The following is a 23,304-nucleotide window of genomic DNA, read 5'->3' as shown; positions in this document are numbered from 1 at the left end:
TTACTTTTAAGGATATTTTAGTAATCCTCAATTTTATTAAGAGTAACTGATATCCCTATTTCATAGAAATAAAGCAATTGTTATGATATGTATTTATGTTATTCCAATTTAATTTATTCTACTATATTTTACTCTACTATATTTCTAAATAGTTATTGAGGAGATATCTTAATGTTGAGAATATATTTTTGTGTTTGTTTATGCATAATAACAGTTGGTTGTTCTAAGTTTGACTTTTCTAGTTTTAGCAATCCTTTTTCTAGTTCAACTGCACATGTAGACGATGTGTATTATGGAAGCTTCCCAGATATTTGTATTCCAAAGAGTATGAGTATAGATCATAACCGAACACTTGTTTCTGTAGGGCCAGATGGAGAAAAAATAGGACTACTTACGTTTGAAGGAAGGGTTGATAGGTCTTCTCTTTGTTCTGCTATGATACATAATATGTCTCGTCAGGGATGGACTCTTAGAGGTGTTATAGACGGGAAACGAACAATTCAGCTCTATGAAAAGAGTGGTCGTTATGCTATATTATATATTTATAATCAGCAGTTGACTACTGCTATAGAGGTTTGGGTATTAGCTCGATTAGATGATGGTGCATATCAATTAAATCTATCGAGAGAAACAATAATAAGTCAAGATTCACCTTATTCTTCACATGGAGTTATAGGTGACTTTGAGACAGAGTTAGGAGAGAAAGGACTTAACGAATGATAGACAAGTACCTTTTATTTCATTGTCAGGAATTATTACAGATACATTTAGGTGTTTGTGGGTCAATTGCTGCATATCGAGCAATCGATTTAGTACGAGCTTGGAAAGATGTAGGTCTTTCTGTTAGTGTCACACTAACACCTGCAGCCTGTAACTTTTTAAATCCATTAGCTTTTTCTTCTGTTGGAGCAGATCCTGTTTACACAACGATGTTTGATGATATTCGTCATCCATACTCACATCTTGAACCTGGGAAAACAGCACAAGCTTTTATTATTGCTCCTGCTTCAGCTTCAACTATATCAAGGTTGGCATATGGACAGGCAGATGAATTACTTGCATGTCAAGCTTTAGCATTTTCTGGTCAGCCTATTATTGCTCCTGCAATGAATCCAAATATGTGGAACCATCCTTCAACACAGCAAAATATAAAAATTCTTCAAGATCGAGGGTGTATTGTTATTGAACCAGAGCAAGGGCGTGTTGCATGTGGAGATGAAGGTCAAGGTCGCCTGGCAGATCTTAGAGATATTTATCTTATAGGCCTTAAGTCTATAACACCACAAGATTTTGCAGGATTACGTATACTTATTACACTAGGTCCTACACGAGAACCCTGGGATGGATTGAGATTTTGGAGTAATCCTGCAACAGGTATTATGGGTGCATCAATAGCTGTTGCTGCCTGGATGAGAGGTGCAGAAGTTCATGCTGTTTGTGGGCCAGGCTCTCCATGGTTACCTTTAGGAATTCACCGTTATTCTGTTACTACAGCTTTACAAATGTTTGAAGTTGCAGAAAGTATTTGGCCAACTTCTGATATAGGAATTTTTGTTGCTGCAGTAGCAGACTTTTCGCCAGAAAAAGGTCCTGAAGGTAAATTTAAAAAAGATGAAGCTGGTGATGGATTTACACTACGATTTATTAGAAATACAGATATATTACAAAAACTTTCTAATAATAAAGCTCGTAACCAAAAAGTTGTTGGTTTTGCACTTGAATCTGAAGGGTTAGAACAAGCTGTACAGAATAAATTATATGTTAAAAAGGCAGATATGATTGTTGGAAATTATATTAAAGATAGTGTTGCATCTCTATCTGGCAGTGTCTTTATCTTAGATAGGAATGGGCATGAAGCTCGTTGGGAAGCTATGACTAAAACAGATATTGCATGGAGAATTCTTTCATGGATCAAGTCTCTTTAGGTGTAATAGGGATATTTCGTCCATGGAGACAGGCGGGTATTACACATTTATTAATAGAAAATGAAGCATTAATTTCTTTATTAAAGAGTGACCAGAATTATAATAATAAATTTCAATCACCTTCTTTTGAGAAAGAAAAATTAAAAGATAATAGTAATACTATCCCATCATTTCAGCCCAACTCATCTGATGCAGTGAAAGTAAGGCATCATCAAGTTACACATACAAAAAATAGTGTACCATTACTCCCGTTAGATAAGTGGCCGTTTGCTTGGAAAGATATTTTGAGTAGGACTCCAAAGAATCCATTTATACTTTGGACATATGAAGAGTTAGGGTATGACTTGGGGGGAGAGGCAAATCCAGATCGTCGAAGATTATTACATCGACTCATTAAAGATTTGTCTTTAGCTAAAGGAAGCCATGCATTTTGGCCTTTATGTTTATTCCCTGATCATGCAACCTCCTTTGAAAATATGCAAATGTTTATGAGTGGTGTACAGCATCTTAAGCCAAATTGGGTTATTTTTATGACAGGTATTACTCCAAATCAACTAGGATTACCTAACTTTTCTCTTTTTGTTCCTCAAATATGCTGGGGTAGATATATGGTAACTACACAACATATAGATGAGTTAATAGGGAATGAAATGTATTACAGTCAACTTCTAAGTTTTTTAAAAAAACATATTCAAAGTTTACATACTCTATAGGAGATTTATAGTATGAATGTGCTTGTCACTGGTGCTGCTGGTTTTATTGGTTTCCATTTATGTCGTCGATTACTTGATGAAGGGCATTCAGTTGTAGGTATTGATAATCTCAATGACTATTATTCAGTTACTTTGAAAAAAGATAGATTGGCACTTTTAATGGATGAGCCTAATTTTACATTTTCCTCTATAGACATAGTAAATCTACCTAACCTTCAAGAGCTTTTTTTACAATACCGATTTAGTCATGTTGTCAACTTAGCTGCACAGGCAGGTGTACGATATAGTATTGAAAACCCTTCATCTTATATCCAATCTAATCTTGTAGGATTTGGGAATATTCTTGAATGTTGTCGTCATACTGAAGTGGAACATTTAGTTTTTGCTTCTTCAAGTTCTGTTTATGGACTCAACACGTTAATGCCATTTTCAGTACATCAGGGTACTAATCATCCTATAAGTTTATACGGAGCCTCAAAAAAAGCTAATGAACTTATGGCTCATGCTTATAGTCATTTATATAATCTACCATCAACAGGATTACGCTTTTTTACTGTATACGGTCCATGGGGAAGACCAGATATGGCTTTGTTCCTTTTTACAAAGGCAATTCTTTCTGGTGAACCTATTAGTGTATTTAATGAAGGAAGAATGAGGAGAGATTTTACATATATTGATGACATTATTGAGGGAGTTATTCGAGTGATGAAAAAAACTCCTAAGATAAATGAGAATTGGAATAGTCATTCTCCAGATCCTTCTTCAAGTAAGGCTCCTTGGAAGATATACAATATCGGTAATAATAATACTGTCCAGTTGAGTGAGTTTATAGAAGTACTTGAAGTAGAGTTAGGTAAGAAAGCTATAAAGGAATACTTACCTATGCAACCTGGTGATGTTGAAGCAACATGGGCAGATATAGATGATCTTAAACATGATGTAGATTTTTCTCCGAATACTCCTATAGAATATGGAATTAAGAAGTTTGTAGAGTGGTATAAGTCGTATTACCTCATAGCATAGCTTATATAAGAGGGTAGATAATTCTTTTATTATCTACAAAAAATTTATAACATAGTGTTGATTATAACACTATGTTATAAGAGTACTATAGTATTTCACTCTACCGTTGTTGTAACTGTTGGAGTAAAAATTTGTCTGCTTCTAAGAATTGAAGGTTGTTGGCTTCTTTTGGTGTAATCCAGCTTAATGTTTGTCCTTCAAGTGGAGTAGGTTCACCTTCAAATACTGTAATTTGAAAAAAGTGGATAAGAAGTGGTGTTACTCCATAATTATGATTTATTTTGCAATAGAAAGTAGGTGAAAAGATAGTAGTTCCTAATTCTTCTTTAAGTTCTCTTTTAAGAGCTATGTGTAGTGTCTCTCCTAATTCTACTTTTCCCCCAGGGAATTCCCAATATCCTGCATGGCTTTGATTTACTGGTCGTTGAGTAGCTAAAAATCGTTCATTACGCCATAAAATCCCACATACTACATTGAGAGGATTCGTGTATTCATTATGGTGGAGCATATAACTATGCCTTGTTGTGTATTATAGTTTTAGATAGTTTAATCTTTCTTTATTATTATAATTTAAATATAGGCTACCAATGGTTAGTTAACCTTTTGTTCTTTAGGTATAAAAATTCTGGTTGTAGTCTTGCAGTTAGATATTATTAAGTTACAGTCAAAAAAATTTATAACGGTTTAATATAATTATCTAAGATAGATAACAAGCTTTTTGAACTAATTATTTTCTAAATATGTTGCAATAATAGTATCATATTGTGAAGTTATTTTAAAAGATTCAGCTGCCATTTTTTTACGGAAGGTTAGAGAGCTATACATAGAGTTTATAGATAATTCTTTTATTGCTTCAGAGTAAAAGGTTGGGCTAGGTAATACTAGTACACTATGAAAATTTTTTGCTGCTGCTCTTAACATGCATGGACCACCAATATCAATGTTCTCGACCATTTCATATGGATTAAATTTTTTCATTAAAGCTTTTTCAAATTCGTATAAGTTTACACAAACTAAGTCAAATGGTTGAATACCTAACTGTTGTAATGTGTTGGTATGCTCAGAATTGTTTTTATCTGCAAGAATTCCTGCATGAATATTAGGGTGAATAGTCTTTACACGTCCTCCTAAAATTTCAGGGAATCCTGTTACAGAACTAACAGCAGTTATAGGTAACCCTGCTGAATGTAATGTAGCTAATGTTCCTCCTGTAGAAACAAGCTCTACATTATGTTTATGAAGAAAGGTAGCTAATTCTATAAGGCCATCTTTTTGAGTGACACTTAAGATTGCTCTTTTAATTAAAATAAGATCCATAACGTTTACTCCAGTAAAGTGATTAATACTATATATACAATTAGTACTTTATGTAAAAAAAATATGCATCATATGTGAGTCAAAATATGTTTTTAGTATTTGATTTTAGTATTAGATTATGTTTTTCATGTAGTTGTTGGAGGTGATATGAAGGGAATTATATTAGCAGGTGGCTCAGGAACACGTCTTTACCCTATTACTAGGGGAGTTTGCAAGCAGTTAATACCTATTTTTGATAAACCAATGGTTTATTATCCTTTATCTATCCTTATGCAAGCAGGAATACGTGAAATTTGTTTTATCACAACGCCTCATCATCAACAGGACTTTATAAATCTTTTTGGCGATGGTTCACAGTTAGGGCTTCAGTTAACGTATATAAAGCAATCATTTCCTAATGGTCTGGCTGAGGCATTTATATTAGCAAGAAATTTTATTGCTGGAGAACCTTGTTGCCTTGTCCTTGGAGATAATTTGTTTCATGGAGACAAGTTATATTGTATGCTTGAAGATTGTACAGGCCTTGAGTATGGAGGGAAAGTTTTTGCTTATAGAGTAAAAGATCCTGAACGATATGGTATTGTTTCTTTTGATGAAAATAATAAAGTATTAACTATTGAAGAAAAGCCTCAAAATCCAAAATCACATTATGCAGTCACAGGATTATATTTTTATGATGGTGACGTATCAAATAAAGCAGCATCATTGAAACCTTCTGCAAGAGGGGAACTTGAAATTACGGATTTAAATAATATATATCTTCAAGACAGTGGACTTTCTGTTGAAATTTTTGGGCGTGGAGTTGCTTGGTTGGATACAGGAACATTTGAGTCAATGCATCAAGCAGCAGCCTTTGTTCAAGCCGTTCAAGAGAGACAAGGTGCAAAAGTTGGTTGTATTGAGGAAATTGCATGGCGTAAAGGGTATATTGATGATGTTCAATTAAAAAAACTTGCAGAGCCCATGCATAAGAATGAATATGGTGAATATTTATTTAGTTTACTAGAACAGAATAATGAACGATAAAACTTGGTATATTAAAAAGTAGGTTAAGTTTTATAGTGAACAATAATAAAAAGGATATGAATTATCTTCAACATCAACTTGTTTTAGATATTACATCTATTGTTTCAGATGGTCGAGGGCTTGGACGTTTTGAAAATAAGGTTGTTTTTGTTCCTCATACAGTTCCTGGTCAAAAAGTTCTTGTTAATATCACATCTGTACACTCAAAGTTTTTAGAAGGAGAAGTTAAACAGATAATAAAACCTTCGAAGTATGAAAGAGAACCTATATGTATACATGCAATACAATGTGGAGGTTGTACATGGCAGCATATTCAATATAAACATCAAATTATTTGGAAGAAACAAATAATACAAGATGCTCTTGAACGTATAGGTAAAGTGAACAATCCAGTAATATTAGATGTTATACCTTCTCCATGTGAGTGGAGATATCGTAATAAGATGGTCTTTGCGTTTGCTCCATCTCCTTGTCTAAGTACAGTATTATTAGGTTTAAAAAGAGTTGATTCTCATGAAGTCATTCCAGTTACAGATTGTTTGCTTCAGTCCAAAAATACTATGAAAATAGTAGAGATAGTAAGACATTGGGTTAGACACGAACAGACATCATTAGAAAAAAAGATACTTACATTAAAATATTTTCGTTTTCTTATTATTCGAGAGACAATAACTGGTGATATCCTTGTCGAGCTTATTGTAAATAAAAAAAATACATTGATTGAGAATAAATTTGATGAACAGGCATTAGGTAAAAGGTTAGCTCAGTGTCTAAAAGGAGTAGAAGCTATAAAAGGTATTATATTGTCTCGGAGGACTCAGGTTTCAGATATAGCCTATAGTGAATATATAATCTGGCATGAGGGAGAACGATTTTTAGAGGAACAAGTAGGGGATATTGTATTATCTAGGGGGAATGATAATTTTTTTCAAATAAATACAAAAGCAACTGAAATTCTTTACTCAAAAATTCTTTCCATGGCTCAACTTACAGGAAAAGAACTTGTTTGGGATTTATACACTGGAGTAGGTTCTATTGCTCTTTTTTTAGCTCCTTTTTCTTTAAAGGTGATAGGAGTAGAGTCAATTGCTGCATCTATTAATTTAGCTAATAAAAATCGTTTATCTTTAGGCTATACTAATTGTTCTTTTATACAAGATGATGCATTTAGTTTTATTCGTTCACAGATACAAAAAGGTATTACTCCTGATATAGTTATTGTAGATCCTCCACGTGCTGGTTTAGATAAAAAAGTTATAGAATTGCTTATCCGCCTTGCTCCTCGACGCTGTATTTATGTGTCTTGCAATCCTGGGACCTTTGCACGAGACATTGCTATGCTAAGTCCTCATTTTGTCATACAGCAGACTCAACCTGTAGATTTATTTCCTCATACACCACATGTAGAAACTGTTTCATATTTGTTGTATAATAATGCATTCTCTTAACAATGTTAGTTAACCATATGAAATTATTATTAATTTTTTATATTGTAATAGAAAAAATAGCATTCTATTGACTTTTAAGGCAACAAAAAGTAACGCTTTTTATCTATGATCCTGCAGTTCAAGATTGGAGATATCTATGTTTGAAAGTTTATCTGAAAGATTATCCAGTGTATTGCATGCGATTGGTAAACGTGGTCAACTTACGGAAGATAATATTCGTGACGGATTACGTGAGGTACGTTTAGCGTTATTAGAAGCTGATGTTAATTTTAACGTTGTTAAAAAGTTTATTGAGCATGTAAAAGAGAAAGTTGTTGGACAAGCTATAGAAAAACATCTTACTCCTGCACAACAGTTTATAAAGGTTTTTCATGAAGAACTTGTTAACCTATTAGGAGGAAAGTCGACCAAATTAGATGTAACGCATTTTCCCCTAAGTGTTATTATGCTTGTTGGGTTACAAGGTTCAGGAAAAACGACATCTACAGGAAAGCTTGCTTCTTTACTACAGAGTCAAGGATTACGTCCATACTTAGTTCCTGTTGATATATATCGACCTGCTGCTATTGAACAATTACAAACTTTGGCAACGCAACTGAATATCCCATGTTTTGCATCTAATGCGGCAATGAAGCCATTAGATATTATTAATGCTGCGCTGCATGAAGCAAAAGAAAAAGAGTATACAGTTGTTTTGTTAGATACAGCCGGGAGATTACATATAGATGAACCATTAATGCAAGAACTTACAGATATAAAACTTGTTGCACATCCACAAGAAATTCTTTTTGTTGCAGATGCTATGACAGGTCAAGATGTTGTAACTGTTGCAGAGGAGTTTAATAAAAAGCTTTCATTAACAGGTGCCATTCTTACAAAGATGGATGGAGATGCACGTGGAGGTGCAGCACTATCTATTTGTTCATCTACTGGTGTGCCAGTTAAGTATGTGGGAACCGGTGAGAAACTTTCTGACTTTGAAGTCTTTCATCCAGATCGTATAGCAGGACGTATTCTTGGCATGGGAGATATGCTTACACTTATAGAAAAAGCCCAGTCAACGTTTGAAGATGATGAGCTTAAAGCTATTACTGAAAAAATTCAGAAAGCAACATTTAATTTTGAAGATTTTTTTAGTCAAATACGCCGAATGAAACAATTAGGTTCATTAAGTTCTTTAATGAAACTTATCCCTGGATTTGGTTCTGCTGTTAGTAAATTTCGTGTTGCAATTCCAGAAGATGAATTTTCTTATACAGAAGCTATTATCAACTCTATGACAATTAAAGAGCGTCGAAATCCAGATTTGTTAAATACAAGTAGACGACAAAGGATTGCTAGAGGCGCTGGTGTTACTCTTAATAAAGTTAATCAAACAATTCAGAAATTTGATCAAATGAAGCAAATGATGCAGAGAGTTGTCTCAGATAATTCTCTTATGAAGAATGCAGAATCAGGAGAAGGTGGTTTTGGATTAGGATCATTTTTTGGTGAGGGAGGAATAGGTTTTAGTGCATTACCAGGTATCCCTGGACTGTTTGGAAGACCTGTCCTGCGTTCAACTTCAATTGGTGGAGTGAATGGTAGTGGAAAATCTGCAACAAAAAAGAAAAAGGAAAAAAAGAAACATAAGAATAAAAAAAGAAAATAGCTCTTTTATATTATTATGAAGTGCTGCTTTTATTATGAATAGTAACCTATTAATTTTTTTATTAATTCTTAATGTATTTTTTCTTGTTCTTTTTTTGAGAGTTATATATCATAAAAGTTAGGAGAATTTAATATGTCTGTAAAGTTAAGGCTTACCCGTATGGGTAATAAAAAACGTCCATTTTATCGTATTGTAGCAATCAACAGTCATACTCGTCGTGATGGTCGTCCATTAGACTATTTGGGATACTATAATCCTCAAACAAATCCATCAGCTATCAAGGTTGATGTCGAAAAAGTAGAAAAATGGCTGTCAATTGGTGCACAACCTTCAGATACTGTACGCTCTATTATTAAAGCATATAGTAAAGTTAATGTATAATATCTAGTTTTGCCTTGTGTAGTTACACATGGTTTTCATTCCTTAACCTCTCTTTTGAGAAATAACAGAGTTAGTATGTTAAAAAGTTTTGTAGAATTTGTTGCCAAATCCCTTGTAGATAATCCTGAAGAAGTGCAGGTGTGTGAAGTGGAAGGTGAACAAACTTCAGTTCTTGAATTACGTGTTGCAAAAGAAGACCTTGGAAAGGTTATTGGTAGACAAGGTCGTACAGCAAGGGCTATTCGTACCCTTCTAGGTGCCGCATCATCTAAAGCACAAAAACGCACAATGCTTGAAATCTTGGAATAATCTACATATATGTCAGAGCAGCTTGTAGCTGTCGGAGTATTATCTCGTCCTCATGGTATTAAGGGTGAGATCCGTTTAATACGTTATACGGATTCTATTGATGTTTTTTTAGGTGAAGTCTTTCTTCAAAAAAGTAACTCATTACCTAAAAAGGCAGAAATTATATCCTCTCGTATTCATCAAGGAGTAGCTCTAGTATGTTTTAAAGGTTTTTCTGATAGAAGTGCTGTAGAAGTCTTACGTGGTCAAACATTACTTGTTTCAAGAAGTTTTTTACCTGAGATAGAAAGTAATGAGTCTTATCTATGTGATCTATTAGGGTTTTCTGTAGTATTAGATAATACAGATGAAGTTATAGGTAAGTTGGAATATGTATCGTTTCCTGGGGGACAGGAATTGTGGTCGATCATTACTCCAGAAGGGAAAGAAGTTCTTTTACCAGCTATACCAGAATTTGTATTAGAGGTTGACACTAATGCTCAACTTATTAGGATAAATCCTCCGAAAGGACTGCTAGAGCTATATAAGTAAATACCTTGTTAATGAGATATCAGTGTAATTTATATCATAGGATTATATTATTTTACTAGTTTGTTAGGAAAAGTAAGATAAAAATTTTTTATAGTGATAAATATGCTCTATAACTTAGGTTAGTTCTTAATATTATAAGAATTTTTATTAGTTATATTCTTTTTACCTATAACTATTATAATTCGTCTACTTTTATTTTTTAGCTAGTAGTGTATCTTATTTTTTTATACCATAATTAATTAAAAAGAAAAATAACATAACCATAACTATTATTATCTATAGTAACAATTGATTTAATAGTAATAACTATTAATGCAGTAAGATTAGTATAAAACTCTTTGTTAATCTAGTTATATTATTAGAACTAGATTAACTTAAAGAGAATATGGTTTTCATCCAGTAAGTTGATAAATACTAGATCGTTATTTAATTAATCCTGTGGGGTTTCCACTAGGAGTTGCTCCTGTAAGAGTTACCCCAGCTGTTGAAAGTGTAAGATTTGTGCAGGCTTCAAGGTATTTTGTTTCAAGATCTTCAGGAACTTTTTTATATTCATAAATAAAGAATTTAGCTTCTATTGTTCCTGAAAATTCTTGTTCAAATGGGTATCCATAAGGTAACATCATCATTTGAGCACCTTGTTGTGTGGGGATAACTTGTAGTAAAGCAACATCCTTAAGTATATTTTTTTCAGGATCAAATTTTCCTAGTACAAGTTCACCTGTAAAAAGTTTTACCATACGGATAGTATAAGACATAGTATAATCTCCTTAGTGAAGTTCTATTGGCATAGTTAGGGAGTCCTAATTGTTATGTCAAGTTTAGACTACAATAATTATTAATCATAGATACTATTATATACTAAATGTGAAAAGATAAAAGAAGGCTAAGATGGATTTAAAAGAATTACAAGAAGATTTAGGATATTATTTTAAAGATGAACAGTTACTTATAACAGCATTGACACATAGTTCATGGGTAAATGAAAATGATGTAACAGCAGAACATAATGAAAGGTTAGAGTTTTTAGGAGATGCTGTATTAGAAATTTGTATCTCTGAGGAGTTATTTAAACGTCATCCTGAGGCAAGAGAGGGAGAATTAACTCGGATGAGATCTAATCTTGTTAATACAAAAATGTTAGTCCTTCTTGCTAGAGAACTTAAACTTAATCAATATCTTTTATTAGCACGAGGAGAAGAAAATCAGGGAGGCAGACAAAGAAATACTTTACTTGCTGATACAATGGAGGCTGTCTTTGGAGCAGTTTTTGTTGATGGAGATTTGTTTTATGCAAGAAAAGTAATTAGCAAGAGTTATGATAATTTTTGGCCTAAAAAAAGTGCCGCATTAGTTAAAGATTTTAAAACAAGATTACAGGAAGAGACACAAAGACATATTAAGGGATTACCAAAATATATCCTTGAAGGAATGCATGGACCTGAACATGAAAAAATTTTTGAAGTTTGTGTCGAACTTCCAGATGGCCAAGTTTTTAGAGCCAGTGGTACAGGTTTAAAAAGGGCAGAACAAGAAGCTGCACGTATTGCTTTAGAGTCTTTGATGCATTGTCAATCAGTTAATGATAAGTAAAAGCTTATATGATTCTTTTTATTAGTTATAAAAATAGTTAATATATAAAGTAAGTAGAGCAGGAAAAGATTATAAATAGACAATATTATCATAACGGTACAATAAATCAATAAGTATCATGGCTTGAAGAAAAGAATACAACAACTTCTTTCCTCCAAGCCATGTGTCTTTGGTCTGCCTTAACCATATTATGTAGTGATGGATTAGCCACTAATGAGTTGGCTTGCCATCTTTGGCAGTGAGTTTGCCTGTGAAAGCATTGCTACTCCAGATTGTGTTAAAATTTGATTTCTTACAAATTCAGTCATTTCTGTTGAAACGTCTATATCAGAAATTCGTGATTCTGCAGCCTGGAGGTTTTCAGCTTGGGTATTTAAGTTTGTAATTGTTGCTTCTAACCTATTTTGTAGCGTACCAAGGCTAGCACGAATATTATCTTTAGAAACGATAGCATCATTGATGGCGTCTAACGCTGCTTGTGCTGCAGCTTGAGTAGAGATTGTAGCACCAGGACCAGTAGTTCCATTTCCAAGGCCTAGTGCAGAAGCTGTAGCGGAATGTATGCTAATTTCATAATAGTCTTCTGCTGAACTATTCCCTGGACCAAAATGTACTCTTAGAGCTCCTGTTTGTTGTAGATTAGTTCCTTTATGAGGTCCAGATAGAGAACCATCTAATAATTTTATACCATTAAATTCTGTTGCAACAGAAATACGTGTAATTTCTGAAGCCATTGCTTGATATTCAGATTCAATAATCAAGCGTTGTGTTGAATTATAAGTACCTGTAGCAGCTTGTTCAGCAAGCTCTTTCATTCGGATAAGCTTTTCATCTATAACACCTAGTGCCCCATCTGCAACTTGTACTAATGAAATAGCATCATTTGCATTTCTTGCACCTTGTTGAAATGTTTTAATATCGGCTCGCATAAGTTCTCTAATAGCAAGCCCTGCTGAATCATCAGCTGCTGTCCCAACACGAAGTCCAGAAGATAGACGTCTTGTTGATTGGCTAAGTCGTGAATAACTTTCATTGAGGTTACGGGCTGCATTTGCAGCCATCATGTTGTTGTTAATGACCAAAGACATATGGCAAACCTCCTGAAATGGTTGGTTACCATAAATCATGCAATGGATATACCAATCTTAAAAAAGTAATAAATATAGAAATGTTACATATCATATTTTTACTCTATTAACTGTTATATCAATCCAATCTTAATACTAATGACAAATAACCGGCATTGTTATAATATTATAATATATTATGTAAAAATTTTATACTACAAATATATCGTAGTAATGTTTTTATTACTATATTAATTATAAAAAAATGAATATTTTAATTTTATATTATATTATAAATAAGTAGTTTTTATAAATTATAATAGTAAATTTTTATTTTTTTATTTAGTTAAACATAGTTTTTTTTGTATATATCATTATTTTAAATAGTAGTAAAAAATTTTTTGTTTTTATATATAAATTTTAAGATAACTATTAAGTAGTATAAATTTTTGTACTTCTTATTACAAGTAAGCAGTATCTAACTCCTCTTTATTATAAGAGATAATGAATAGTATTATTTGGCATATAATTTGCTATATATTTAATAATTCCTTTCTCCTTTTAATGTATAGTGTTGATGCCCCAAAAGGATATATTCCTTCTGGGGCATTTTTTATAGTTTTTTAGTGTATAATTTTAAATATATTATGGAAGATATAATCTTTTTGTACTAATAAGATTGTAATTATAAAGAAATATAATAAACTATCTTATTTATTTCCATGAGATATAAAGGATAATATGAAGATATGACTCAAAGTCCAACATTGATTATTCAATTACAACGAATGGGTGATTTAATACTATCATTTCATTTGTGTAAAAGATTATTGATGTTAGAGCCAAATCATCCTTTATGGGTTCTTGCAGAACCTCATTTTTTTAAAGAATTAATTACAGTTGCTCCTCAAGTGGTTTTTTTTGATCACTCTATGATACCTAATCTTAAATTAAGGAACTATAGGCGGGTTATTAATTTAAGCCATAGAGACATAGCTGCTCAACTTACTGGTGTATTAACTACTGAAGAGAAAATAGGTATTTTTAATCAAGAAGATTTTTTATATATAGCAGGTGATTGGAGATTATACCGTAGTTCTATAGTTAATAATAATAGGCATAATCTTTTCCATTGGTCAGATTTGGAAGCATTAGGGCTGATTCCAGAGCAGTCATTTAAAGAGGTTATATGGCCACCTTTACGTAATATTGGAAGTTCAGGACATATTGGACTTTTTGTTGGTGCAAGCGAGGCTGGAAAGCGTCCTAACGCACAGTTTTGGGGTTTACTAGCACGTTATCTAATAAGGCATAACTTATACCCAATTTTTCTTGGAGGTCCTAATGATAGGAGCTTAGCTCAAGAGTGTATAGACATAGCTCAGTTAAATTCGTCTAATAATTTTGCTGGGAAATTTAATCTTTCTGAGTTAGTACTTTTTTCCCAAAAGCTAGACTTATTTGTTACTCCAGATACAGGTCCAATGCATTTGGCTGCATGGACAGGAACTCCTGTTTTGAATTTGTCTATGGGAAATGTAAATCCATGGGAGACAGCTCCTGCATCTCCTGGACATATTGTAGTTAGGCCAGCTATGAGTTGTGTAGGTTGTTGGAATTGTGAGGGGAGAGATTTTAGTTGCCGGAGTTTATTTACCCCAGGGAAAATAGGTAGACTTATTGTTCATTTAATAGAGAATAGTTCTTTAGAGAAATCAATATTTTCTGGGTTACATATATATAAAACAAGTAGAGATGAACGAGGATTATTTACTTTGGTTCCATTGCTTCCCAATATTGAGCATCAGAGACATTTATTAGGTTTATTTTGGAAAGAGTGGTTTATTGCAATGCTTGGTGGAATGTCAGACAAACTTATACCTGTTTCTAAGTTATTTTTTGAGAATGCTCCTCATATGTGTAACCCTATGCAAAAAACATTATTAAGTCTTAGTAAGAATGTTGCAAAAGTTCTTAAAAAAGGAAGTGATATTGTTCCAAGTAAATATTGGTTCAGCGTTATGCCTGCATTAAGGCCAGCTACAGGTTATATTGATTTGTTATTACAAAATAATAAATTTAGTAATAAAGCATGGAAAAAAACAGGTACATTGCTTTCTTCGTTAATAGAAACTTTTAGTTTTGCTTCTCAATGTTAGTAAGCTATCTACTATCAACTTTTCATCATAACTATATTTTTTATTAGATATTTTTTGTATTTTAGTAGTAGGCTAGAATTAGTATGGAGTATTAATTAATAGGTAAAAGTTACCTAGAATCTTAATCTAATAATCGTATCTTCTTGGGAATACACACATTAAAATTTTTGGAACACTCCTTGTACTATTTTGCCTACAAGGAGTATAGCCATGCAGATTTTTCCTATTTCTTCCGATATGCTTTATAAAGAAGCTTCATCATTATCTAGAGGTAATGGTAGAGATAGCTTTGCTTTTAATCAGCTCTTTACTAAGTTTTTTAAAAATACTCCAGCTGAAATTACGCCAAATTTATTTTATGATTCTGTAGATAAAAATACATCATTTTTTAGTACAGAAGCTCCTTATGATAATAGTGCAGAGCTTAGAGTAGATGTAAGTACATTATATCCATCCTCTTCTTCTATTGATGATATACGTTTTACAGATAGCGAGTTGCAAAAGGTTATTGATTCATTAGCAGCCCAAGGTGCTGCAACTGAAACTGTTCAGAATCTTCTTGGTTCACCTAATGGAACAGCTATTGGTGATGTCATACAAGCAGTAGCTTATGAAGCTCCTGTGCGTCTTAGTGAAAGCGATATGATAAATATTAGATCACTAGCAAATAAACTGGATAGTTCAGGTCAGTTAGGAGAGAGAGTTCTTAGTGATTTCAGACAAGGACGTTCTGTTCAAGCATGGGATCGTTTAAGTAAAGCATTATCAAGTTATGATCCAAATGTAAAACTTTCAATTAGTCATAAAGAAATTGTTTCTCTTGGAAAGGCGTTAGGGGCAAACTCTGCAACATTGGATGCATTATCAAAAAGTTTTAAGGGAAGTAAAGAGTTATCCCTTACTCCTGATCAGTTAAGAAATTTACTTGTACCACTTCAACAACAAATGACAAATAAAATTGATGCACAGAGTAAGTTGGCAAGCCAACTTGAAGGTGCATTAATGCCTGTAATTAAAGAAGCTAAAAAGCGTATGGATGAGGAGATTTCAGCTGGGACTATTGAGTCAAGACGATCAGAGCAGAGTAAAATTCTTATTCAGGATACAGTTACAAAGAATGGAATAGCTAATATCCAACAACAAGACGTAGCTAGTGAAACTCTTAATAAAATACAGGGTGCAGAACAAACTCAGGATACAGTTACAAAAAATGGAATAGCTAATACTCAACAACAAGACGTAGCTAGTGAAACTCTTAATAAAATACAGGGTGCAAGACAAAATACAGATTCGGCAAAATTTGCCGGGCAATTTCAACCTCAAACTGGTGATAAAGAAAATTTATTTCAAGGTAAGAATAGTGGTGATGGATTATTTGAAAAAAATAATGGACAAGATAGTAAGGGTTTATTGTCTGATAATAAGGGAAAAGGTGTTACTACAACTAGTTCTAACCCATGGGAATCTCTTGCACAACGTTTAGGGGTAAATCAATCTGTGGGGACAGTTATTCCTCTTCAACAACCTATACAACAAAATGCTCAACTAACTGCAATAGATCGTTTAGCAGCTAGAATGTTTTCTCAAATAGAGCAAGGGGCATTTTCTGCACTTCGTAATGGAACCAGTAAATTAGAGTTGACACTTAACCCTCTTGAACTTGGAACAGTGAATGTTTTGCTTACAACAAAGAATGGGGAGGTGAGTGCACTATTGCGCCCTGAACGTGCTGAAACAACAGCTGCATTACTGCAACAGATGGATAGCTTACGTGCGGAGCTAGAACAACAAGGTCTTAAGGTAGCTAAAGTAGAAGTACAAACACAGTTGAAAGACGAACAAAATATGCATTGGCAAGGTATGGATCAGCATAATAGCTCTCAAGAACAATCTGAAAGAGTAAGGGATCTTGAGAGATTACGCATGCTTGGAAGAGTAGGACAAGAAGATAATGGGGTAGAAATTTCCTTGGCACATAACATGCATAATAACAGTATGACGGCAGGAAATACCAGCCGAGTAGATATCATTGCATAAAGGAGTTTTATCATGCCAACTAATGGTGCTTCAGGAGTTAGCTCAGCAACTGGGATTTTTTCTCAGCAGGCTGGTAAAAGTGAACTGGGTAAGGAAGATTTTCTTAAATTACTTGTAACCCAGTTTAAATATCAAGACCCCCTGAACCCTATGGAAGATAAAGAATTTATTGCTCAATTAGCACAGTTCTCTGCTCTTGAGCAGCAGATGAGTACAAATGAAAAGATGGAGTCTTTATTAAATTTACAGACACAACAACAAATGATTAGTGCTGCAAGTTTTATTGGTAAAGAAGTTGCTGCTCGTGGTTATGGTGTATCCGTTAAAGGTGATACTATTTCTAATATTCAATATGCAATTAATGAAGAAATGGTTAAAGGTTATGTAAATATTTTTGATGCTTCTAATCAACTAATTACAACAGTTCAATTGGACTCAAAGGCACCTGGTATTCATGATTTTGATTGGGATGGGCTGCTTCCTAATGGAAGTAAAGTTTCTGATGGAGTTTATACAGTTAATATCGCAGGTCAAAATTCAGCAGGTGCTCCAGTTTTAGTAGACACATCTGTAAGTGGAAAAGTAGAAGCTGTTACAATGTATCAAGGGGATCAATTATTACGTCTTTCTGATGGACGTCTAGTAGCTCTTTCAAATGTTCGTGAAGTGGTTCAGCCAAAAACAGTTGAGCCCGGTGATGACACAGACAGTGGTGATTCAGAAGACGGTGAGTCAGGTGGTGGGGATAATTCAGATCCTGGTGAAACTAATGGTACAGAGGGATCTGAAGGTTCTGGGATGCAGGATTTGTATCAGCTATTACCCACTATAAAAGAGAAGTTATCTAGGTAAGGTAGATTATATATAATTAAAACTAAACTCTGGAAAAACCTGAGGCAACAGGCAGAGTAAAATACATTCGGAGGTTGATTACTATGAGTCTTACAGCAGGAATGTGGACAGGTGTTTCAGGACTTTTAAGTCATGGCGAAAAGATGAATGTTATTGGTAATAACATAGCTAACGTAAATACAGTAGGCTTTAAAGGCCAACGTATGGATTTCGCAGACTTTATTTATCAAGATGGCTTTAGTACTGCAGGGATTACACAAATTGGACGTGGTGTAGGCATTGGAGCTGTCATGGGGAACTTTGGTCAGGGTAGTTTTGAAACCACAACTGAAGCAACAGACCTTGCTATTGGTGGTCGTGGATTTTTCAAAGTTAAACCACAAGGATCAGAGACTTCATATTATACCCGTGCAGGTAATTTTCGTTTTAATAATGATGGATACTTAGTTGATCCTCATGGATATGCTCTTCAGGGTTGGAAAATTGATAATACTGAAGGGCCACAACGTATCTCAGGTGGTGTTAATCCAGGTACAAATACTTCGCAGATTATGGGTACAGGTGAACCAACAGATATCCGTCTTGATACTTGGACAGTTGCACCTTTACAGACAACAAATGTAAGTTTTAACGTAAACCTTTCTTCTGATAAATCTGGAGATAAATCTCAAAACGTTAATAGTCCATTTACCTCATTATTTAATATATGGAATGGTAAACAACCAAGTGAACCTAACAATCCACCTATGCCTGAAAGTGCATATAGTTATCAGACATCTATTAAGGTATATGATGAAGCTGGTGGAACACATACATTAACAGTCTATTTTGACCAAGTTTCTCCTAAAGACTACAAAGGTGGTGGAAGTGGAGAAAGTGTATGGGAATACGTTGTTACTATGGATCCTTCTGAAGATAATCGCCAAGTTTCTGTTGGTGGTAACATTGTGGACATCAAAGATACTAAAGCTGCAGGAATGTTAATGTCAGGAACATTGAGTTTTGATAGCTCAGGAAAACTTGCAAACCAAAGTGCATATTCGCTGAATGGTTCACGTAAGCCTGCAGTTGATCCTGCAACCGGAGCTCTTATTAATGGTAATGGTTTTACTATTGATAGAGATGGAAATGCAATTCCTATTCTTAATATAGATAATCCAGCTGAAAACTTCTATCCAGCAGAAGTTTCTAATAATGGATTTCCTATGATTGTAGCTAATTTTACTGGTGTCCCAGGTAAAAATACAGCTGGATCTGTTGGTGATGCTACCACCTTTTTTACAGAAATTGACTTTGGTTTAAAAGCTACTGATCTTGATAATACATGGAAGAATGCAAATGAACCTCTTTCTTCTTTAAGCTATAAAAAAACACATAATCCTATGGATGTCGCAGGTGGTTGGACAGTTGGTGGGTATAAAACTCCAGCTCCATCAGTAACTGAACTTGGTATGGCTCAGATATTGGAAAATCCTGCTGGGGTAATGCCACAATATTATTTTGGTAACCCTAACTATGATAACACAGTTCCACAGAGTCCACCATATGTATATAAAAATGAAGCTTCTTATCAGGCTGCATATAAGACTGCATTAACTGCCGCAGGTGGTACCGCAGCTGACATTAAAAAGGAACATTGGCCTCATAATGCTGCATCAGGTATATTAGAAGCTAATGATCCACCAAATGTTAAAGACTTAGCTAATATGAATGGAACACCAAACCGCTTATCAAATGCGTTTACTAACTATGCAGGTGGTAGCTCTACAAAATCTGCAAGTCAAAATGGTTATGGTTTTGGTGATTTAATGAACTATAGTGTAAATGCTGAGGGAGTGTTATTTGGAGTATATTCAAATGGAGTACAACTTCCATTATATCAAGTAGCTCTTTATGATTTTAACTCTAAACAGGGGTTACGTCGTGAAGGTGGTAACTTATTTAGTCAAACAAGAGAATCAGGGGACCCATCTTCAGGTGCTGCAAACACTTCTGGGTTTGGTTCAATTAACGCTAATACTTTAGAAGGATCAAACGTAGATATATCTACAGAGTTTGTCTCAATGATTGCAACACAACGTGGATTCCAGTCAAATAGTAAAATTGTAACTACTATTGACCAAATGTTAGAGACAGTTGTAAATATGAAGCGTTAGTGGTACTCTCTCCTGATAGTAGTCAGGAGCAGGAGAGCTCAAATTTATTTAGAGTCTACCTCCGAAAAAATACCGGTTTGCCTACCGGTATTTTTTATGTGGAGGGGGGAATGGAATATATTATACACAATCTTATGGGAGTAGATAACCATAGCGTACAGCAAGTGTATCTGTTTGCTCTACAATCATTGCTGCAACTTGGTCTACTTCATCAGCAGTAAGTACACCTATTTTTTTTGCAAGAAAATGTTTTAGTGTTGTTTCTGATTGTGAAAAAAGCCACACAACAGAATATACTGAGCCAATACTTGGACGTTGAGAAAACTCTGACATTGTAGCAAGCAGAATACGAATTTTAGGGGAATCTTTTTCTGTAAGTGTGAAAAGATTACTTGCATTCATTAATTCTTTGATGCGGGTGGAAAGTTTAGAACCAATACTATCAGTACCTTCAAATTCGATTGAAATAGTTGTATTACGTTTTGTAGATTTTTCAGGTTTATTAAGAATAGATTCAGGAGATTCTGTTTTGGGTTGTGTTGCAGTAGCTGAACTTAACAAAGTTATAAATATAATTCCTATAGTGAGGTAGTAGCGAAGTAATGCCATGAGTGCTCCTTATAGTAAAGATTATTAACATTATAAATAAATCAAAAAAAGGGATGTATAAGGATAGGCTGGATCATAAGTGTTACTTATCATAGAGGAGAATGATATGAATATTAAAGCCATTGGTTGAGATAACCTGTCCAGTATAGTATACTTATAATGAGTAATGCTTGTAGTCCTGCAAATACATCATCAATCATAATTCCATATCCACCAGGTAACCAATTCTCTGATGCATTAACAGGCCATATTTTAATAATATCAAAAATACGAAAAAGAATAAATGCTAATCCAATAAAAATCCATCCAGGATTTTTGAATGGAAGTAATACTATCCAAAGACCCAGTAATTCATCAATCACAACTTCTTTGGGGTCTTTTTTTTGTAGTAATTGTTCAATTATTGTTCCAACAAGGCTACCTGTCCAAAAAATAAAAATAAGAATTAATATTCTTGTGAATGTTGAGAATGGAATGAATAGCCAGGGGGCTAATATTGCTGCTATGAGTGAACCACAACTACCTGGCATAATAGGAGATAATCCTGCTATTCCAAGTCTTGCATAGCTTATTATACATAGCCTTTTGAGTTCATTTATTCCCATATCTAACCTTAATTAATGTAAAAACAAGATATAGAAAGTTTTTCTGATTTTTGTTAATATATTTTCTTAATATAATTCAGGAGTTAGAAAGACTCAACAAAAGTTTTGGAGCATTTATGGCATATTTGCCTTATGAGTATTTTTGTTATTTTGTTTATGATATAGAACTTAGTTATGAAGAAATAATGAGTAAAGAAGAGAGGCTTACCTTTTTTGTTCAACAGATACTTAATAGTTTTGATGCAATACATCTTGATTTTACACCAGTAGGAGATGGGTTACAGGTTCAATGTTCGTTTGAAGACATGAATGATAGAAAATATAATGAATTATGTGAAGCCTTAAGTAACTACACTTGTGATGGTATAAATGGAAAGTTTTTACTTATTAGTAGAGACTTGAATCAGTTACAAGGAGTTGTAGCTTCAGATAAGACGTTTCAAAAATATACTTTTACTATTCCTCCTTGGAATTAGATATAATTTTAAAAAGCAATAAATAGAAAAAATACTTAATACTTAGTAAGTTATGTATATTTGTAATTTCGTTAATTGGTTTGAACTGTAAGATTGTTATGTTCAGCTTGACGACAAAGCTTAACCATTGTATTTTTCACCTCTTCTAACTGTTTTTTTGTTTTATTGCCTGGATGGCGGAACTGGTAGACGCAAGGGACTTAAAATCCCTCGGTGAATTCACTGTGCGGGTTCAACTCCCGCTCCAGGCACCACTTCATTTTTTATAAACAAATTTAAAACAATAGCCTTTTATTTTGATGGGGTATATGTTTTTTCTCCTATTTTTTTTGCAACAATAAATCCTACTGTATTTGTAAAAATTACACCTATTGCTACAAGCATAAGCACAATATTTCTTATAAGTTTTAAGTTTTCAACTGCTGACTTTGATTCTATTCCTATCTTATCCATATTTTCTTCTAGGATTTCATTAAGGAGTGTTAAGATACTCTGTACGATTGCATCTTGATTCTGTATATTTTCTTGAGCTAACTCATAGTTATTAATTATAGTTACAAAGATATTTTCAAGATTTTTCATTGAAAAAATTAACGATTCAAATGGAGCAGTAAATTCTTTAACAGAATTTGCTTCTTTGATAGCTTCCATATGGCTAATACTGCCTTTGAGTATTTTTAAGCATGTTTCAAAAGCATTGCTATTTGCATTACTAACTCCTCTCCAAAAATCTCCTCTAGCAAGTAAGGATGTTTCAATGAGTTGGTTAAGATCAACTATTAGTTTGAAAGCTTCAGCATCTTTGCCACCAGTATTTCGAACTAACTCTTCAAGAGTTTTTAAAAACTCTTCTATGTCATTGATAAATGCACTTAAAAGAAAGGCTAATTTAGGTGTATTTTGTTTAAACATTTCAGTAAGATCGTATACTTTTTGGCCAACTTCTTTATATTCTTTTTTTAAAGCTATAACTTGTGGCAAGTTTTTATTTAATATTTTTAATGAGATAGAATCATCATTAAGGTTTTGTGCATGCTCTAGTGCTGTATTAAAAAGATGTATATTTTTAGTAAAATTATCATAGAAAGATTGATCTGCTCTTACAGTATAACTGCGAAAGTTTATAGAAGCTTCTTTCATTGTAATTAATAGCCGTGTAGTGATGCTTATAGCATCAGATGTTTCTAAGATTGTGATTTTAAATTGATCAATAATTGGTTGTATTGAAAGTAGAATATATAATCCTAAAATAAGAAACGTTCCTGTAGAAATAGCAAAACTTATTCCGATTTTAAGGTCAATATGTACATTTTTACTCATGTTTACCTCTTGTAGTATGAGCACTACAATATGTTATGGCTTCATCTACTAATGAATAAGTTACATAACAGTTATTCTAATATAGTGTCTATATTAAAATATATAT

The 23,304-nt window shown here is 33.5% G+C and carries 23 protein-coding genes and 1 tRNA gene; 17 read left to right on the top strand and 7 right to left on the bottom strand.

Going from position 1 to position 23,304, the window contains the following annotated elements; all coding sequences use genetic code 11:
• Positions 1-171 precede the first annotated feature (171 nt).
• The 4 genes from LI_RS03205 to LI_RS03190 are packed head-to-tail and all read left to right on the top strand — an operon-like array spanning position 172 to position 3,661.
• The gene (locus tag LI_RS03205; protein ID WP_011526666.1) at positions 172-720 is read left to right on the top strand and encodes a hypothetical protein; all 549 of its coding nucleotides are present in this window, start codon (positions 172-174) and stop codon (positions 718-720) included.
• A complete protein-coding gene (coaBC, locus tag LI_RS03200; protein WP_011526665.1) occupies positions 717-1,925 on the top strand; it encodes a bifunctional phosphopantothenoylcysteine decarboxylase/phosphopantothenate--cysteine ligase CoaBC in 1,209 nt (402 codons plus the stop codon). Before LI_RS03205 ends, coaBC begins: the two co-directional genes overlap by 4 nt.
• Entirely contained in the window at positions 1,907-2,638 is a 732-nt protein-coding gene (locus LI_RS03195; protein ID WP_011526664.1) for a hypothetical protein, read from the top strand. The genes coaBC and LI_RS03195 overlap by 19 nt, the downstream gene beginning before the upstream one ends.
• A 12-nt stretch (positions 2,639-2,650) precedes the next feature.
• Positions 2,651-3,661, top strand: coding sequence for an NAD-dependent epimerase (locus tag LI_RS03190; protein ID WP_011526663.1), 1,011 nt, complete (start codon positions 2,651-2,653; stop codon positions 3,659-3,661).
• Positions 3,662-3,761: 100 nt separating this feature from the next.
• Here the strand turns inward: LI_RS03190 and LI_RS03185 are convergent, their stop codons facing one another.
• Positions 3,762-4,169 carry a (deoxy)nucleoside triphosphate pyrophosphohydrolase gene (locus LI_RS03185; RefSeq protein WP_011526662.1) on the bottom strand — a complete coding sequence of 136 codons (408 nt, stop codon included), beginning with the start codon at positions 4,167-4,169 and terminating at the stop codon, positions 3,762-3,764.
• A gap of 215 nt (positions 4,170-4,384) precedes the next feature.
• A complete protein-coding gene (locus LI_RS03180) occupies positions 4,385-4,978 on the bottom strand; it encodes an IMP cyclohydrolase (RefSeq protein ID WP_011526661.1) in 594 nt (197 codons plus the stop codon).
• Positions 4,979-5,125: 147 nt separating this feature from the next.
• Here LI_RS03180 and rfbA point away from each other — a divergent pair, with 147 nt between their 5' ends.
• From rfbA to rimM, 6 genes are all read left to right on the top strand, one after another.
• The gene (gene rfbA, locus LI_RS03175; protein WP_011526660.1) at positions 5,126-6,004 is read left to right on the top strand and encodes a glucose-1-phosphate thymidylyltransferase RfbA; all 879 of its coding nucleotides are present in this window, start codon (positions 5,126-5,128) and stop codon (positions 6,002-6,004) included.
• A 56-nt stretch (positions 6,005-6,060) separates the two neighbouring features.
• Entirely contained in the window at positions 6,061-7,452 is a 1,392-nt protein-coding gene (rlmD, locus tag LI_RS03170) for a 23S rRNA (uracil(1939)-C(5))-methyltransferase RlmD (protein WP_223604190.1), read from the top strand.
• A gap of 136 nt (positions 7,453-7,588) precedes the next feature.
• The gene (ffh, locus tag LI_RS03165) at positions 7,589-9,103 is read left to right on the top strand and encodes a signal recognition particle protein (RefSeq protein WP_011526658.1); all 1,515 of its coding nucleotides are present in this window, start codon (positions 7,589-7,591) and stop codon (positions 9,101-9,103) included.
• A 132-nt stretch (positions 9,104-9,235) separates the two neighbouring features.
• Complete coding sequence (gene rpsP / locus LI_RS03160) at positions 9,236-9,484, top strand: 30S ribosomal protein S16 (RefSeq protein ID WP_015353754.1); 249 nt, start codon at positions 9,236-9,238, stop codon at positions 9,482-9,484.
• A gap of 75 nt (positions 9,485-9,559) precedes the next feature.
• Positions 9,560-9,793, top strand: a complete 234-nt coding sequence (locus tag LI_RS03155) for a KH domain-containing protein (protein WP_011526657.1) — start codon at positions 9,560-9,562, stop codon at positions 9,791-9,793.
• Between the two features lie 9 nt (positions 9,794-9,802).
• Complete coding sequence (gene rimM / locus LI_RS03150) at positions 9,803-10,324, top strand: ribosome maturation factor RimM (RefSeq protein ID WP_011526656.1); 522 nt, start codon at positions 9,803-9,805, stop codon at positions 10,322-10,324.
• 422 nt (positions 10,325-10,746) lie between these two features.
• On the opposite strand, the gene LI_RS03145 is transcribed toward rimM, so the two are convergent.
• Positions 10,747-11,082, bottom strand: coding sequence for a hypothetical protein (locus LI_RS03145; protein ID WP_011526655.1), 336 nt, complete (start codon positions 11,080-11,082; stop codon positions 10,747-10,749).
• 133 nt (positions 11,083-11,215) lie between these two features.
• On the opposite strand from LI_RS03145, the gene rnc reads away from it, so the two are divergent.
• Positions 11,216-11,917 (top strand): ribonuclease III, encoded by a 702-nt coding sequence (gene rnc, locus LI_RS03140; protein ID WP_011526654.1) that lies wholly within the window; start codon positions 11,216-11,218, stop codon positions 11,915-11,917.
• 203 nt (positions 11,918-12,120) lie between these two features.
• Here rnc and LI_RS03135 read toward each other — a convergent pair whose 3' ends face one another.
• Positions 12,121-13,005, bottom strand: a complete 885-nt coding sequence (locus LI_RS03135) for a flagellin N-terminal helical domain-containing protein (RefSeq protein WP_011526653.1) — start codon at positions 13,003-13,005, stop codon at positions 12,121-12,123.
• A gap of 728 nt (positions 13,006-13,733) precedes the next feature.
• Between LI_RS03135 and LI_RS03130 the strand changes: the two genes are divergently transcribed.
• The 4 genes from LI_RS03130 (at position 13,734) to LI_RS03115 (ending at position 20,188) form a co-directional block, all read left to right on the top strand.
• Positions 13,734-15,143, top strand: coding sequence for an ADP-heptose--LPS heptosyltransferase (locus tag LI_RS03130; RefSeq protein ID WP_011526652.1), 1,410 nt, complete (start codon positions 13,734-13,736; stop codon positions 15,141-15,143).
• 210 nt (positions 15,144-15,353) lie between these two features.
• Positions 15,354-17,180 carry a flagellar hook-length control protein FliK gene (locus LI_RS03125; protein ID WP_011526651.1) on the top strand — a complete coding sequence of 609 codons (1,827 nt, stop codon included), beginning with the start codon at positions 15,354-15,356 and terminating at the stop codon, positions 17,178-17,180.
• Between the two features lie 12 nt (positions 17,181-17,192).
• The gene (locus LI_RS03120) at positions 17,193-18,032 is read left to right on the top strand and encodes a flagellar hook assembly protein FlgD (protein ID WP_011526650.1); all 840 of its coding nucleotides are present in this window, start codon (positions 17,193-17,195) and stop codon (positions 18,030-18,032) included.
• 83 nt (positions 18,033-18,115) lie between these two features.
• On the top strand, positions 18,116-20,188 hold the full coding sequence (locus LI_RS03115; RefSeq protein WP_011526649.1) for a flagellar hook protein FlgE: 2,073 nt from the start codon (positions 18,116-18,118) through the stop codon (positions 20,186-20,188).
• Positions 20,189-20,320: 132 nt separating this feature from the next.
• Here the strand turns inward: LI_RS03115 and LI_RS03110 are convergent, their stop codons facing one another.
• Positions 20,321-20,797 carry a hypothetical protein gene (locus LI_RS03110; protein ID WP_011526648.1) on the bottom strand — a complete coding sequence of 159 codons (477 nt, stop codon included), beginning with the start codon at positions 20,795-20,797 and terminating at the stop codon, positions 20,321-20,323.
• A gap of 113 nt (positions 20,798-20,910) precedes the next feature.
• Entirely contained in the window at positions 20,911-21,402 is a 492-nt protein-coding gene (locus LI_RS03105; RefSeq protein ID WP_011526647.1) for a phosphatidylglycerophosphatase A family protein, read from the bottom strand.
• A gap of 116 nt (positions 21,403-21,518) precedes the next feature.
• Between LI_RS03105 and LI_RS03100 the strand changes: the two genes are divergently transcribed.
• Complete coding sequence (locus LI_RS03100) at positions 21,519-21,878, top strand: hypothetical protein (RefSeq protein ID WP_011526646.1); 360 nt, start codon at positions 21,519-21,521, stop codon at positions 21,876-21,878.
• A 167-nt stretch (positions 21,879-22,045) separates the two neighbouring features.
• A tRNA-Leu gene (locus LI_RS03095) sits at positions 22,046-22,132 on the top strand.
• Between the two features lie 37 nt (positions 22,133-22,169).
• Here the strand turns inward: LI_RS03095 and LI_RS03090 are convergent.
• On the bottom strand, positions 22,170-23,198 hold the full coding sequence (locus LI_RS03090; RefSeq protein WP_011526645.1) for a hypothetical protein: 1,029 nt from the start codon (positions 23,196-23,198) through the stop codon (positions 22,170-22,172).
• Positions 23,199-23,304 lie beyond the last annotated feature (106 nt).

Source organism: Lawsonia intracellularis PHE/MN1-00 (assembly GCF_000055945.1).
Classification (GTDB): Bacteria; Desulfobacterota; Desulfovibrionia; order Desulfovibrionales; family Desulfovibrionaceae; genus Bilophila; species Bilophila intracellularis.
Note: the sequence above shows the minus strand (reverse complement) of the source record. Positions and strands in the feature narration are given on the sequence as shown.

What these genes read in the sequence shown, in the direction of transcription:
- LI_RS03205 (WP_011526666.1), top strand. Translation starts at nt 172, where the DNA reads ATGTTGAGAATATATTTTTGTGTTTGTTTATGCATAATAACAGTTGGT.
- coaBC (WP_011526665.1), top strand. Translation starts at nt 717, where the DNA reads ATGATAGACAAGTACCTTTTATTTCATTGTCAGGAATTATTACAGATA.
- LI_RS03195 (WP_011526664.1), top strand. Translation starts at nt 1,907, where the DNA reads ATGGATCAAGTCTCTTTAGGTGTAATAGGGATATTTCGTCCATGGAGA.
- LI_RS03190 (WP_011526663.1), top strand. Translation starts at nt 2,651, where the DNA reads ATGAATGTGCTTGTCACTGGTGCTGCTGGTTTTATTGGTTTCCATTTA.
- LI_RS03185 (WP_011526662.1), bottom strand. Translation starts at nt 4,169, where the DNA reads ATGCTCCACCATAATGAATACACGAATCCTCTCAATGTAGTATGTGGG.
- LI_RS03180 (WP_011526661.1), bottom strand. Translation starts at nt 4,978, where the DNA reads ATGGATCTTATTTTAATTAAAAGAGCAATCTTAAGTGTCACTCAAAAA.
- rfbA (WP_011526660.1), top strand. Translation starts at nt 5,126, where the DNA reads ATGAAGGGAATTATATTAGCAGGTGGCTCAGGAACACGTCTTTACCCT.
- rlmD (WP_223604190.1), top strand. Translation starts at nt 6,061, where the DNA reads ATGAATTATCTTCAACATCAACTTGTTTTAGATATTACATCTATTGTT.
- ffh (WP_011526658.1), top strand. Translation starts at nt 7,589, where the DNA reads ATGTTTGAAAGTTTATCTGAAAGATTATCCAGTGTATTGCATGCGATT.
- rpsP (WP_015353754.1), top strand. Translation starts at nt 9,236, where the DNA reads ATGTCTGTAAAGTTAAGGCTTACCCGTATGGGTAATAAAAAACGTCCA.
- LI_RS03155 (WP_011526657.1), top strand. Translation starts at nt 9,560, where the DNA reads ATGTTAAAAAGTTTTGTAGAATTTGTTGCCAAATCCCTTGTAGATAAT.
- rimM (WP_011526656.1), top strand. Translation starts at nt 9,803, where the DNA reads ATGTCAGAGCAGCTTGTAGCTGTCGGAGTATTATCTCGTCCTCATGGT.
- LI_RS03145 (WP_011526655.1), bottom strand. Translation starts at nt 11,082, where the DNA reads ATGTCTTATACTATCCGTATGGTAAAACTTTTTACAGGTGAACTTGTA.
- rnc (WP_011526654.1), top strand. Translation starts at nt 11,216, where the DNA reads ATGGATTTAAAAGAATTACAAGAAGATTTAGGATATTATTTTAAAGAT.
- LI_RS03135 (WP_011526653.1), bottom strand. Translation starts at nt 13,005, where the DNA reads ATGTCTTTGGTCATTAACAACAACATGATGGCTGCAAATGCAGCCCGT.
- LI_RS03130 (WP_011526652.1), top strand. Translation starts at nt 13,734, where the DNA reads ATGACTCAAAGTCCAACATTGATTATTCAATTACAACGAATGGGTGAT.
- LI_RS03125 (WP_011526651.1), top strand. Translation starts at nt 15,354, where the DNA reads ATGCAGATTTTTCCTATTTCTTCCGATATGCTTTATAAAGAAGCTTCA.
- LI_RS03120 (WP_011526650.1), top strand. Translation starts at nt 17,193, where the DNA reads ATGCCAACTAATGGTGCTTCAGGAGTTAGCTCAGCAACTGGGATTTTT.
- LI_RS03115 (WP_011526649.1), top strand. Translation starts at nt 18,116, where the DNA reads ATGAGTCTTACAGCAGGAATGTGGACAGGTGTTTCAGGACTTTTAAGT.
- LI_RS03110 (WP_011526648.1), bottom strand. Translation starts at nt 20,797, where the DNA reads ATGGCATTACTTCGCTACTACCTCACTATAGGAATTATATTTATAACT.
- LI_RS03105 (WP_011526647.1), bottom strand. Translation starts at nt 21,402, where the DNA reads ATGGGAATAAATGAACTCAAAAGGCTATGTATAATAAGCTATGCAAGA.
- LI_RS03100 (WP_011526646.1), top strand. Translation starts at nt 21,519, where the DNA reads ATGGCATATTTGCCTTATGAGTATTTTTGTTATTTTGTTTATGATATA.
- LI_RS03090 (WP_011526645.1), bottom strand. Translation starts at nt 23,198, where the DNA reads ATGAGTAAAAATGTACATATTGACCTTAAAATCGGAATAAGTTTTGCT.